The following is a 12,298-nucleotide window of genomic DNA, read 5'->3' on the forward strand; positions in this document are numbered from 1 at the left end:
ATGAAAACGATCACGGCTCTCGCCGCCGCCTTCCTGTTTTCCGCCGCCAGCCCGGCGATCGCTGCCGACGCGGGCGATCCGATGACCATGGCGCCACAAACGGTGCCGGGCGTGCTCTCGCCCAAGCAGAAGCAGCTCTATTCGCAAGTGGTCAGCGCGATCCGCGGCCAGCGTTGGGCGGAAGCGCGCGCGCTCCTCGACGGCGCCGAAAACGGCCCGCTCAGTGATTTCCTGCGCGCCGAGCTGCTCGTCGCGCCGAACAGTCCCAAGGCCGAAGTCGCCGACATCATGCCGATCCTGGCGCGCTCGCCCAACCTTCCGCAGGCCGAGCAGCTCGGCCGCCTAGCGGCGAAGCGCGGCGCGACCGATATCCCCGCGCTCCCCTATCAGACGCGGCTCAGCTGGGCGGGCAGCGCCCCGCGCCGCGTCGGCGCCGACAGCGTCAGCGACCCCTTCGCGAACGGCCTCGCCAGCAGCATCCCCGAGCGCATCAAGAACGACGACCCCGCCGGCGCCGAGGCCCTGCTCAACGCGGTGATCGACAAGCTCAGCCCCCAGGCGCGCGCCGAATGGCAGCAGAAGGTCGCCTGGTCCTATTATATTGAGAATGACGACGCGAACGCGCTGCGCCTGGCGCTCGCCTGCACCCAGAACGGCGGCGCCTGGGCGACGCAGGGTGCGTGGACGCAGGGCCTCGCCGCTTGGCGCCTGCGCGATTATCGCACCGCGCTGACCGCCTTCGACCGCGTCGCCAAGGAAGCGCCCGATAGCGAACTGCGCGCCGCGGCCCACTATTGGGCATCGCGCGCCGCGATGGCCGCGGGCGAGCCCGCCTCGGTCCAGCCGCGCCTTCGCGCCGCCGCCGCCAACGAGGAAACCTTCTACGGCCTGCTCGCCGCCGAGACGCTCGGCGACGGCGTCGTGCGCCAGCAGACCGCCCGCCCCGACCGCAGCGCCTGGCGCGCGCTCGAGGAACAGCCCAATGTCCGCGCCGCGATCGCGCTCGCCGAGATCGGCGAGGAGCAATATGCCGGCGAGGCGCTCCGCCATCAGGCACGCATCGGCAACGCGAGCCAGCACGAGCAGCTGATCGCTATCGCCAATGCGTTGAGCCTGCCCGAGACGCAGCTCTGGCTCGCGCACAACACGCCGCAGGGGCGCAAGCTCGCGGCCTCGACGCGCTATCCCCAGCCGAAATGGGAGCCCAATGGCGGTTGGCGCGTCGATCCCGCGCTCGTCTTTGCCCACACCCTCCAGGAATCGCGCTTCCAGCGCGCTGCGGTCAGCGGCGCGGGCGCGATGGGGCTGATGCAGGTGCGCCCCGGTACCGCGCGCGACCTCGCGCGCTGGAACGGCGACGCGAGCGGCCCCGGCGACCTAAAGACCCCCGCGGTCAACATGGATTTCGGCCAGCGCTACCTCGAATATCTCAGCCGCGACGGCTCGACCGGCGGCCAGCTGCCCAAGGTCATCGCCGCCTATAACGCCGGCCCCGCGCCGATCGCACGCTGGCAGACCGAGGTCCGCGACGGCGGCGATCCCCTGCTCTACATCGAATCGATCCCTTATTGGGAAACGCGCGGCTATGTCGGCATCGTGCTGCGCAACTACTGGATGTACGAAGCGCAGCAGGGCAAGCCCTCGGTCAGCCGAGCCGCGCTGGCGCAGGGCAAATGGCCGCGCTTCCCCGACAGCAAGGACCGGGTGCGGCTGAGCTACGCGCCGGGCCTGACCAACGCCGACTAGGGCGATGCCGATCGACGAAAACCTGGAATTCAAACCGGTCCGCATCGCGGTCCTGACCATTTCGGACAGCCGCAGTGCAGCCGACGACAAATCGGGCGATACGCTCGTCGAACTGCTCACCGCCGCGGGCCATATCCTCGCCGACCGCGCGATCATCCGCGACGAAAAATCGCTGATCGTCTCGCGCCTCCACAACTGGATCGACGACCCCGCGGTCGACGTCGCGATCACCACCGGCGGCACCGGCGTCACCGGCCGCGACGTCACGCCCGAGGCGCTGCACGCGCTCGACGGCAAGCACATCCCCGGCTTCGGCGAACTCTTCCGCTGGTTGAGCTACCAGACGATCGGCACCTCGACGATCCAGTCGCGCGCCTGCGCGGTGGTCGCGCGCGGCACCTATATCTTCGCGCTCCCCGGCTCGACGGGAGCGGTCAAGGACGCGTGGAACGGCATCTTGTCGACCCAGCTGGACTCTCGGCACAAGCCCTGCAACTTCGTCGACCTCATCCCGCGGTTGACCGAGTAACACCCATATCGTCATCCCCGCGGAAGCGGGGATCCAGCTTATTCCTTCTTCGTGCCTTTGCGCCTTTGCGTGAGATTTTTTCTGGTTTCACGCAAAGGCGCAAAGGCACGAAGAAGCGAACCGATGCCCGCTTCGCGGGAACGACAACCACAAATGTTCTTCCTTTGTTCTAAACAAGGCGATATCCTCCACCCGTGGAATCGCCCAAACCCCTTCCCCCCATCGCCGGCCGCGGCGCGCCGACCAATCTTCGCCCGACGCGCACCGGCTCGCTCGGCCGCGAGGCCGACGGCGACTGGCTCGACGAATCCGAAACGATCGACGGCGCCGCGCCGCGGCTGCGCACCACGGTCACCGTCGAGCACCCCAAGACGATCATTTCGCGCAACGCCTCGCCCGACATCGGCTTCGACCGCTCGATCAACCCCTATCGCGGCTGCGAGCATGGCTGCATCTATTGCTTCGCGCGCCCGACCCACGCCTTCCACGACCTCTCGCCCGGGCTCGATTTCGAGAGCAGGCTCTTCGCCAAGCCCGACGCCGCGACGCTGCTGCGCGCCGAGCTCGCCAAGCGCAATTACAAGGCCGCGCCACTGGCGATCGGCACCAACACCGACGGCTACCAGCCGATCGAGCGCGAATGGGGCATCACCCGCGGCGTGATCGAGGTGCTGGCCGAGACCAGACACCCGCTGATCGTCACCACCAAGTCCGACCGCATCCTCCGCGACATCGACCTCTTGAGCCGGATGGCGAAGGACGGCCTCGTCGGCGTCGCGGTCTCGGTCACCAGCCTCGATCCCGCCCTCGCGCGCACGCTCGAACCGCGCGCCCCGCATCCGCGCCGCCGCCTCGCCGCGATCCGCGCGCTCATCGACGCCGGCGTGCCGACGCAAGTCAATATCTCGCCGATCATCCCCGCGATCACCGATCATGAGATTGAGGCCATTATGAAAGCGGCCGCCGAGGCCGGCGCGATCCGGGCGTCTTACATCCTCATGCGCCTGCCGTTCGAGGTCGCGCCTTTGTTCCGCGCCTGGCTCGCCGCTCACTACCCCGACCGCGCCGACAAGGTCATGCACATGGTCCAGGACATCCGCGGCGGCCGCGACAACGACCCCAATTTCTTCACCCGCATGAAGGGCCACGGCGTCTGGGCGCAGCTCATCCGCACCCGCGTCAAACGCGCCGCGCGCGCGCATGGCATGGACGGAAGCTTCCCCCCGATCCGCAGCGACCTGTTCCGCCCGCCCGAACGCGAGGGGCAGATGGAGCTGTTTTGAAACTTACTCCAAATCCGTTCGTGCTGAGCCTGTCGAAGCACCGTTCTTTCTTGTGACGTTCGCAGAAAAGGACGGCCCTTCGACAAGCTCAGGGCAAACGGGATTTAGGGATTCACGCCCCCACCAGCGACTTCAGCTTATAGTCCTTGTAATCGTCGCGGATTTGGCGCTTCAATATCTTGCCCGTCGCGGTGTGCGGCAGTTCGTCGACGAAGACCACCTCGTCGGGCAGCCACCATTTGGCGACCTTGTCCTTGAGATAATCGACGATCACCGCCTCGCTCGTCTCGGCGCCCGGCTTCTTGACGATCAGCAGGATCGGGCGTTCGTCCCATTTGGGATGATAGACCCCGACGGCGGCCGCTTCCTGCACCCCCGGCGCGCCGACCGCGGCGTTTTCGAGCTCGATCGACGAAATCCATTCGCCGCCCGACTTGATCACGTCCTTCGCGCGGTCGGTGATCTGCATGACTCCGTCGGGGTGGATCACCGCGACGTCGCCGGTGTCGAACCAGCCGTCGTCGTCCGAGGCATCCTCATCGGCGCGGAAATAGCGCTGGATGATCCACGGCCCGCGGATCTGCAGCCGCCCGCTCGTTTCGCCATCGCGCGGCAGCAGCGCGCCGTGGTCGTCGACCGTGCGCAGCTCGACGCCGAAGGGCGGGCAGCCCTGCTTGGCGACATTGTCGACCTTCTCGTCGAAGCTCATCGCGTCCCAGTTCCACGGCCGCTTGCCCATCGTCCCGATCGGCGAGGTCTCGGTCATGCCCCAGGCGTGCGCGACCTCGATATCGTCGCGCATGAAGCGCTCGATCATCGCGCGCGGGCATGCCGAACCGCCGATGATGACGCGCTTCAGCTTGCCGTAACCGATGCCCGCCTGATCCATATGCGCGAACATCGCGATCCACACCGTTGGAACCCCCGCGCTGTGCGTCACGCCCTCGGCGTGGATCAGGTCGCAGAGAATTTGCGCATCGTTGCTCGCCGAAAAGACCAGCTTCGCCCCCACCGTCGCCGCGGCGAAGGGGATGCCCCAGCTGTTGGCGTGGAACATCGGCACGATCGGCAGCACGACGCTGCGGTTCGACATGTCGAACACGTCGGGCTGGATCTCGGTGGTCGCGGGGATGACGTTCGAGCGATGCTCGTAGAGCACGCCCTTGGGATTGCCCGTCGTCCCGCTGGTGTAGCAGAGGCCCACCGGATCGCGCTCGTCGAGCGCCACCCACTGGAAGCTGCCGTCCTCAGCATCGATGAGGTCGCGGTAGGAGAGATAGCCGTCCTGCGTCGGCGCATCGAACAGGATGAAATGCTCGACCGTCGGCAATTGCGGGCGTAGCCGCTCGACGATCGGCAGGAACATCGCGTCGAAGAACAGCACCCGGTCCTCGGCATGGTTGATGATGTAGACGAGCTGCTCGTCGAACAGCCGCGGGTTCACCGTATGCAGCACGCCGCCCATGCCCGCACTGCCGTACCAGCTGACGAGGTGATGGCCATGGTTCATCGCCAGCGTCGCGATGCGGTCGCCCTTGGTCAACCCCAGCCGCGTCATCGCCGCGGCGAAGCGCCGCGCGTCCTTGCCCACCTCGCCCCAGGTCGAGCGCGTCATGCTGCCGTCGGCCCAGCGCGACACGATCTCGCGCCCGCCATGCTCGCGCGCGGCGTGGTCGATCAGGCTGGTGACGAGTAACGGCTGACCCTGCATTCCCATTTCGGCATCCTCTTTGTGGTTTTGCCTTGGATAAGGCCGAGGATGCGATGGGCGCAAGCGCTATCCGCGCACGCGGAAATCCTTGGGCGCCGCGAGCGACAGCTTGGGCTCCACCAGCCCAGCGACCAGTTCGAGCCGCGCGACGAGATCAGGGTCGAGCGCGAAGCGGCGGCCGAGATTGATGCGGATGTCGCGCCCGGTATCGGGATCGGCCGTGGTGACGATGATCGCCCCGCGCGCATCGTCGCGCCGCTCGGCCAGCCGTGCCAGCTCGGTCACCGCCTCGGCCGCCTCGATCCGGCATTCGAGCTGCAGCGCCGCGGTCGCCGCGATGTCGGCAAGCGGCTGCGCGCCGCGCACCGTGACGCGCGGCGTCTCCTCGCCCTCGAGCAGGTCGAGCTCGACCGACAGCATCGCGCAGCCGCCGAAACCCGCGAGCGTTTCCAGGACCTTGCCCGCGCCCTCGTCGAAGCAGCTCGACTGGAACTGCCCACTGCGGTCCGACAGGGTCAAATTGAGGAAGCGGTTGCCGCGCTGCGACACGCGCGGGCGCGCGCTTTCGACCATCGCCGCCATCATCATCGGGATGCGCGTCCCCGGGCTCATCGCCACATTGGCGCAGATATCGCCATAGCTGCGCGCGCCGCGCGCGGCGACGATCGCCTCATATTGCTCGACCGGATGCGCCGAGAAATAGAAGCCGAAGGCCTCCTTCTCGCGCGTCATCCGTTCACCCAGCGTCCAGGGCTCGGCCGCGGGCAATTGCAGCGCGGGCGCGAGGTCCACGTCGCCGCCGAACAGCCCGCCCTGTCCCGTCGAGCGCTCGTGTGCCGAATTGTTCGCGCAGGCGAGCAGCGCCTCGGCCCCCGCATAAGCGCGCGGCCGCTCCGGCTCGACGGGGTCGAAAGCCCCCGCCCCCGCCAACGCCTCGATCTGCCGCCGGTTGAGCTGCTTCGGATCGATCCGCCCGGCAAAATCGTCGAGGCTCGCAAAATCGCCATGCGCGCGGCGCTCGGCGACCAGCGCCTCCATTGCCTTCTCGCCGACGCCCTTTAATGCGCCGAGCGCATAGCGCACCGCCAGCTCGCCATCGGCCTCGCCGACCGAGAAATCGGCCTCGCTGTCGTTGATCGACGGCGGCGCGATGCCGACGTTCAGGCGGCGCATGTCGTCGATGAAGATCGAGAGTTTGTCGGTCTGATGGCTGTCGAACGACATCGATGCCGCGAAGAATTCGTGCGGATGGTGCGCCTTCAGCCACGCCGTCTGGTACGACAGCAGCGCATAGGCGGCGGCATGGCTCTTGTTGAAGCCGTAGCCCGCGAATTTGTCGATCAAGTCGAACAGCTCGTTCGCGGCCTTCGCGTCGATGCCGTTGTGCTCGCCGCAGCCCTTGACGAAGGTGTCGCGCTGCGCGTCCATCTCCGCCTGCACCTTCTTGCCCATCGCGCGGCGCAGCAGGTCGGCGCCGCCGAGGCTGTAGCCGGCCAGGATCTGCGCAGCCTGCATCACCTGTTCCTGATAGACGAAGATGCCGTATGTTTCGGCAAGGATGCCCTCGAGCAGGGGATGCGGATAGGCGATCGGCTCGCGCCCGTTCTTGCGCGCGCCGAACAGCGGAATATTGTCCATCGGCCCCGGACGATAGAGCGCGACGAGCGCGATGATGTCGCCGAAATTGGTCGGTTTCACCGCCGACAGCGTGCGTCGCATGCCTTCGGATTCCAGCTGAAACACCCCGACCGTCTCGCCGCGCTGGAGCAGCTCGTAGACCGCCGTGTCGTCCCAGGCGAGCGCGTCGAGATCGACGTCGATCCCGCGCAGCGCGAGCAATCGCCGCGCTTCCTTCAGCACCGACAGCGTCTTGAGGCCTAGGAAGTCGAATTTCACCAGCCCCGCGCTCTCGACATATTTCATGTCGAACTGCGTCACCGGCATGTCCGAGCGCGGGTCGCGATAGAGCGGGACGAGCTGGTCGAGCGGCCGGTCGCCGATCACCACGCCCGCGGCGTGGGTCGAGCTGTGCCGCGGCAGGCCCTCCAGCTGGCGCGCCATATCGAACAGCCGCCGCACCCCGTCGTCCTGCTTATATTCGGTCATCAGCTCGGACACGCCGTTCAGCGCGCGGTCGAGCGTCCACGGGTCGGTCGGATGGTTGGGCACCAGCTTCGCGAGCCGGTCGACCTGGCCATAGCTCATCTGCAGCACGCGGCCGGTGTCCTTGAGCACCGCGCGCGCCTTCAGCTTACCGAAGGTGATGATCTGCGCGACGGTGTCGCGGCCGTATTTCTCCTGGACGTAGCGGATCACCTCGCCGCGCCGCGTTTCGCAAAAGTCGATGTCGAAGTCGGGCATCGACACGCGCTCGGGGTTGAGGAAGCGCTCGAAGAGCAAGCCAAGCTTGAGGGGATCGAGGTCGGTAATCGTCAGCGCCCAGGCGACGACGCTGCCCGCGCCCGACCCGCGCCCCGGCCCGACCGGGATATCGTGCGTCTTCGCCCATTTGATGAAGTCGGCGACGATCAGGAAATAGCCGGGAAAGCCCATCTGGACGATGACCCCGACCTCGAAATCGAGCCGCTCGACATAGGCCTGGCGGTCCTCGGCCGACAGATCGGGGATCAACGCGAGTCGCGCTTCCAGCCCCGCGCGCGCGTCGGCGGCGAGCTGCGCCGCCTCGCCCTCGCGGTCGCCCGCAAGGCTCGGCAGGATCGGCGCGCGCTTCGGCGCCATATAGGCGCAGCGCTGCGCGATCACGACGCTGTTGCGGATCGCCTCCGGCAGGTCCGAGAAGGCATCCTCCATCGCCTCGGCGGGCTTCAGCCACGCCTCGGGGCTCGACACGCGCCGGTCCTCGCTCTCGACATAGGCCGATTGCGCGATGCACAGCATCGCATCGTGCGCAGCGTGGAACTGCGGCTCGACGAAGGACGCCGGGTTGGTCGCGACCAGCGGCAAAGCGCGCGCATAGGCCATTTCGACCAGCGCCTTTTCGGCCGCCTTCTCCCCCGCATCACCGCGCCGCGACAATTCGATATAGAGCCGCTCGCCGAACAGCGCTTCCAGCTGCTCGACATAATCCTCCGCCGCCGACTGCTGCTCGCCCGCCAGCAGCCGGACCAGCGCGCCCTCGCCGCCGCCGGTCAGGCAGATCAGCCCGTCGGTCCGCCCCGCGAGCGACGCCAGGGTGACATGCGGGTCCTGCTCGACCGGCCGCCCGAGATGCGCCGCCGAAACCAGCGCGCACAGATTGTCGTACCCTTTTTCATGCTGCGCATAGAGCGCGATCCAGTCGATCTGCGGCGCGCCATTGGCAAGCCGCGGCCCTGGCCGCGCGACGCTGAGGAACACCCCGACGATCGGCTGGACGCCCGCGGCCTGGCACGCCTCGCCGAACGCCATCGCGCCATAGAGCCCGTTGCGGTCGCAGATCGCGATCGCCGGAAAGCCGCGCTCGCGCGCCGCCTTGGCAATCGCCTTGGGGTCGATCGCCCCTTCGAGCATGGTGTAGCTGGAAAAGACGCGGAGCGGGACAAAGGGGCTGTAGGCCATCGGATGACGCTACCGTGACAACCGCGATTCGGCCATGCTCAATCGCGCGCGCCGCGCCCGCCGATATGGCCTTTTCATTGCATCCGCGGACAATCCATGCCCCAATCGCCGCCATCGAAGCAGCAAGGGGAAAGTGACCATGAGCAACGGTTCCGCCAGCCTGATCGCACGAGCCAAAGCCATGATCTTGCAGCCTAAAAGCGAGTGGCAGATCGTTGCGACCGAACCCGACTCGGCGCAGGGCATCTTCATGCGCTACGTCGTCCCCCTCGCCGCCATCGGCCCGATCGCCGGTTTCATCGGCATGCAGGTCTTCGGAATCCAGCTGTTCGGGGTCAGCTTCAAGCCCAGCCTGATGGCGGGCCTCACGCAGGCGATCGTCGGCTATCTGCTCGCACTCGTCTCGGTGGGGGTGGTCACCTTCATCATCGACGCGCTCGCGCCGTCGTTCGGCGGCACCTCAGACCGTACGCAGGCGATGAAGCTCGCGGCATATGCCGGGACCGCGGGCTATCTCGGCGGCATCTTCGGCATCGTCCCCGCCATCGCGGCGCTGGGTCTGCTCGCCAGCCTCTACGGCCTCTACCTGCTCTATCTGGGCGTCACCCCGGTGATGAAGGTGCCGCAGGACCGCGCGGTGGTCTTCGTGCTCATCCTCATCGTCGCGGCGATCGCCGCCTATTTCGTGATCGGCCTGATCACCGCCGCGATCACCGGCCCGATGATGGCGCCGCCGGCGGTGACGGTAGGTTAGCGGCGGCGCTGCGCTCCAAAGCCCTCTCCCCTTCAGGGGAGAGGATAGCGCAGCTTGCTCCGTCAGGAGCTAGCGGAGCTTGGAGAGGGGCCTAGCCGCTGGCGGTCGCAAACCCCTCTCAACTCCGGCTAGGCAGTAAGCTGCCAAGCTTCTGTATCTCTCCCCTGAAGGGGAAAGAGCAGAAGCCCCCTACCCCAGCAATTCCTCGATCTCTTTCCGCAGCTGCTCGGGCTTGGTCGTGGGTGCGTGGCGCGAGACGGTCTTGCCGTTGCGGTCGACCAGGAATTTGGTGAAGTTCCATTTGATCCCGCTGCCGAGCAGCCCGGTCTTTTCCTTCTTCAGATGCTTGAAGATCGGATCGGCATCGTCGCCATTGACGTCGATCTTCGCCATCAGCGGGAAGGACACGTCATAGGTCAGCGAGCAGAAGTTCGCGATTTCCTCGGCATTGCCCGGCTCCTGCGCGCCGAACTGGTTGCAGGGGAAAGCCAATATCTCCAGCCCGCGATCCTTGTAGTCGCGGTAGAGTTCCTCCAGCCCCTCATATTGCGGGGTAAAGCCGCATTTCGACGCGGTGTTGACGATCAGCAGCACCTTGCCCTTGTAGTCGGCGAGCGACTGCGTGCCGCCGCCCGGCAGTTTCGCCGAAAGATCGTAAAGTGCCATATTCGTCTCCCCAGATGCCGATTGCCCGAACCTACGCCTCGACGCGCCCTTCGTGCAAGCGCATCACGCGGTCCATCCGCGCCGCCAGCCGCTCATTGTGCGTCGCGACCAGCGCCGCCGAGCCATGGTCGCGCACCAGCGCGACGAACTGGTCGAACACGCGGTCCGCCGTCGCCTCGTCGAGATTGCCCGTGGGCTCGTCGGCGAGCACGAGCAGCGGCCGGTTCGCCAGCGCGCGCGCCACCGCGACGCGCTGCTGCTCGCCGCCCGACAGCTTGCTCGGCTTGTGGTGCAGCCGCTCGCCCAGCCCCAGCCGCGTCAGCAATTCCGCCGCGCGTTCCTCGGCCTCGGCCTGGCCCGTGCCGCGGATCAGCTGCGGCAGCACGACATTCTCGACCGCGTTGAAATCGGGCAGCAGATGGTGGAACTGATAGACGAAGCCGATCTTCTCGCGCCGCGTCGCGGTCCGCGCATCCTGGTCGAAGTGCGTCACATCCTCGCCGTCGATCATGATCTTGCCGCCGAAGCCGCCCTCGAGCAGACCCACCGCCTGCAACAACGTCGACTTTCCCGACCCCGAGGGCCCGAGCAACGCGACGATCTCGCCCGGGCGCAGCCGCGCATCGACCCCGCGCAGCACGTCGATCCGCGCCCCGCCCTGCTCGAAATGCCGGGTCAACCCGACCAGTTGCAGCACGTCATTCATAGCGCAGCACCTGCACGGGGTCGGTATTGGCTGCCTTGAAGGCGGGATAGAGCGTCGCGAGGAAGCTGAAGACGATGGTCATCACGACCACCACGCCGATCTCGACCGGATTGGGCTTCGAAGGCAGTTCGGTCAGGAAGCGCACCGACGGATCCCACAGATTCTGCCCGGTCAGATAGCCGATCCCCGCCAGGATGCCTTTGCGGAAGAACAGCAGGGTAAAGCCCAGAATCAGCCCGACGATCGTCCCCCCGACGCCGATCGACACACCGATCGCTACGAAGATGCGCAACACCGAATTGCGCGTCGCGCCCATCGTGCGGATGATCGCGATGTCGCGCGTCTTGGCGCGCACCAGCATGATCAGCGACGACACGATGTTGAACGCCGCGACCAGGATGATCAGCGACAGGATCACGAACAGCGCGACGCGCTCGACCGACAGCGCCTCGAACAGGCTGCTGTTCATCGACCGCCAGTCGGAGACCACCGCCTGCGCCGAAAGCTTCTGTGCCAACGGATCGAGTATCTCTCCGACCTTGTCGGCATCCTCGGTCTGCACCTTGATCAGCCCGATCTGGTCGCCGGTGAGCAAAAGCAGCTGCGCATCGGCCATCGGCATGATGATATAGGTCTTGTCGAAGTCATAGACCCCGATCTCGAAGATCGCGCCGACGCGGTAGCTGATCTCGCGCGGCACCGTGCCGAAGGGCGTCGAGCGCCCCGCGGGGTTGATGATCGTGATCTGCGAACCGACCGTGGCGCCCAGGTTGCGCGCCAGTTCGGAGCCCAGCGCGACCTCGCCCGACCCGTCGGTCAGCCGCGCGAGGCTGCCCGCCTTGACTTCGCCCTTCAGGATATTGTTGTTGCGGATGTCGGCGACCAGCATGCCGCGCACCGCCACCCCCTCGACCCGGCCGTTGAAGGTGGTCAGCAGCGGCTGCTCGACGATCGGAGTCGCCTCGGTCACCCCCGGCGTCGCGCGCACTTCCTTTAGCACGTCGCGCCAGTTGTCGATGCGCCCGCCGAAGCCCTGCACCACCGCATGGCCGTTGAGTCCGACGATCTTGTCGAACAGCTCGCCGCGCACCCCGTTCACGACGCTCATCACGATAACCAGCGCGGCGACCCCCAGCATCACCGCAGTGAAGCTGAACGCCGCGGCGACGAAGATGAAACCCTCGCCGCGATGCGGAAGCAGATAGCGTTTGAAGATGGTGCGCTCGTACGGACGCAAGATCATGAGCGGGTCGGTCCCTCGGACCGGCGGGAAATCGCGGTCATAGCGCCGCTTTAGGGGGGCGCCCCCGCGCTGGCAATGGGTGCGATCGCCGCGACCCTCTTG

At 66.8% G+C, this 12,298-nt stretch carries 9 protein-coding genes; 4 read left to right on the forward strand and 5 right to left on the reverse strand.

Annotated elements, in window-relative coordinates:
* From BWQ93_RS07630 to BWQ93_RS07640, 3 genes are all read left to right on the forward strand, one after another.
* Entirely contained in the window at positions 1–1,746 is a 1,746-nt protein-coding gene (locus BWQ93_RS07630) for a lytic transglycosylase domain-containing protein (RefSeq protein WP_077030006.1), read from the forward strand.
* Positions 1,747–1,750: 4 nt separating this feature from the next.
* Entirely contained in the window at positions 1,751–2,275 is a 525-nt protein-coding gene (gene moaB, locus BWQ93_RS07635) for a molybdenum cofactor biosynthesis protein B (RefSeq protein WP_077030007.1), read from the forward strand.
* Between the two features lie 194 nt (positions 2,276–2,469).
* Positions 2,470–3,558, forward strand: coding sequence for a PA0069 family radical SAM protein (locus tag BWQ93_RS07640; RefSeq protein ID WP_198040495.1), 1,089 nt, complete (start codon positions 2,470–2,472; stop codon positions 3,556–3,558).
* A 112-nt stretch (positions 3,559–3,670) separates the two neighbouring features.
* Here BWQ93_RS07640 and BWQ93_RS07645 read toward each other — a convergent pair whose 3' ends face one another.
* Both BWQ93_RS07645 and dnaE read right to left on the reverse strand, forming a co-directional pair.
* Positions 3,671–5,275 (reverse strand): long-chain fatty acid--CoA ligase, encoded by a 1,605-nt coding sequence (locus BWQ93_RS07645; protein WP_077030008.1) that lies wholly within the window; start codon positions 5,273–5,275, stop codon positions 3,671–3,673.
* Positions 5,276–5,335: 60 nt separating this feature from the next.
* Positions 5,336–8,827 (reverse strand): DNA polymerase III subunit alpha, encoded by a 3,492-nt coding sequence (gene dnaE / locus BWQ93_RS07650; RefSeq protein ID WP_077030009.1) that lies wholly within the window; start codon positions 8,825–8,827, stop codon positions 5,336–5,338.
* A gap of 139 nt (positions 8,828–8,966) precedes the next feature.
* Here dnaE and BWQ93_RS07655 point away from each other — a divergent pair, with 139 nt between their 5' ends.
* Complete coding sequence (locus BWQ93_RS07655) at positions 8,967–9,581, forward strand: Yip1 family protein (RefSeq protein ID WP_077032272.1); 615 nt, start codon at positions 8,967–8,969, stop codon at positions 9,579–9,581.
* 189 nt (positions 9,582–9,770) lie between these two features.
* Here BWQ93_RS07655 and BWQ93_RS07660 read toward each other — a convergent pair whose 3' ends face one another.
* From BWQ93_RS07660 to BWQ93_RS07670, 3 genes are read right to left on the reverse strand one after another with little or no spacing between them, the layout of a single operon-like run.
* Positions 9,771–10,247 carry a glutathione peroxidase gene (locus tag BWQ93_RS07660; RefSeq protein ID WP_077030010.1) on the reverse strand — a complete coding sequence of 159 codons (477 nt, stop codon included), beginning with the start codon at positions 10,245–10,247 and terminating at the stop codon, positions 9,771–9,773.
* 31 nt (positions 10,248–10,278) lie between these two features.
* Positions 10,279–10,953, reverse strand: coding sequence for an ABC transporter ATP-binding protein (locus BWQ93_RS07665; protein WP_077030011.1), 675 nt, complete (start codon positions 10,951–10,953; stop codon positions 10,279–10,281).
* The gene (locus tag BWQ93_RS07670; protein ID WP_077030012.1) at positions 10,946–12,196 is read right to left on the reverse strand and encodes a lipoprotein-releasing ABC transporter permease subunit; all 1,251 of its coding nucleotides are present in this window, start codon (positions 12,194–12,196) and stop codon (positions 10,946–10,948) included. Before BWQ93_RS07670 ends, BWQ93_RS07665 begins: the two co-directional genes overlap by 8 nt.
* Between the last annotated feature and the right edge of the window lie 102 nt (positions 12,197–12,298).

Origin of the sequence: Sphingopyxis sp. QXT-31 (assembly GCF_001984035.1) — a bacterium.
GTDB lineage: Bacteria > Pseudomonadota > Alphaproteobacteria > Sphingomonadales > Sphingomonadaceae > Sphingopyxis.

What these genes read in the sequence shown, in the direction of transcription:
- dnaE (WP_077030009.1), bottom strand. Translation starts at nt 8,827, where the DNA reads ATGGCCTACAGCCCCTTTGTCCCGCTCCGCGTCTTTTCCAGCTACACC.
- BWQ93_RS07655 (WP_077032272.1), top strand. Translation starts at nt 8,967, where the DNA reads ATGAGCAACGGTTCCGCCAGCCTGATCGCACGAGCCAAAGCCATGATC.
- BWQ93_RS07630 (WP_077030006.1), top strand. Translation starts at nt 1, where the DNA reads ATGAAAACGATCACGGCTCTCGCCGCCGCCTTCCTGTTTTCCGCCGCC.
- moaB (WP_077030007.1), top strand. Translation starts at nt 1,751, where the DNA reads ATGCCGATCGACGAAAACCTGGAATTCAAACCGGTCCGCATCGCGGTC.
- BWQ93_RS07670 (WP_077030012.1), bottom strand. Translation starts at nt 12,196, where the DNA reads ATGATCTTGCGTCCGTACGAGCGCACCATCTTCAAACGCTATCTGCTT.
- BWQ93_RS07645 (WP_077030008.1), bottom strand. Translation starts at nt 5,275, where the DNA reads ATGGGAATGCAGGGTCAGCCGTTACTCGTCACCAGCCTGATCGACCAC.
- BWQ93_RS07660 (WP_077030010.1), bottom strand. Translation starts at nt 10,247, where the DNA reads ATGGCACTTTACGATCTTTCGGCGAAACTGCCGGGCGGCGGCACGCAG.
- BWQ93_RS07665 (WP_077030011.1), bottom strand. Translation starts at nt 10,953, where the DNA reads ATGAATGACGTGCTGCAACTGGTCGGGTTGACCCGGCATTTCGAGCAG.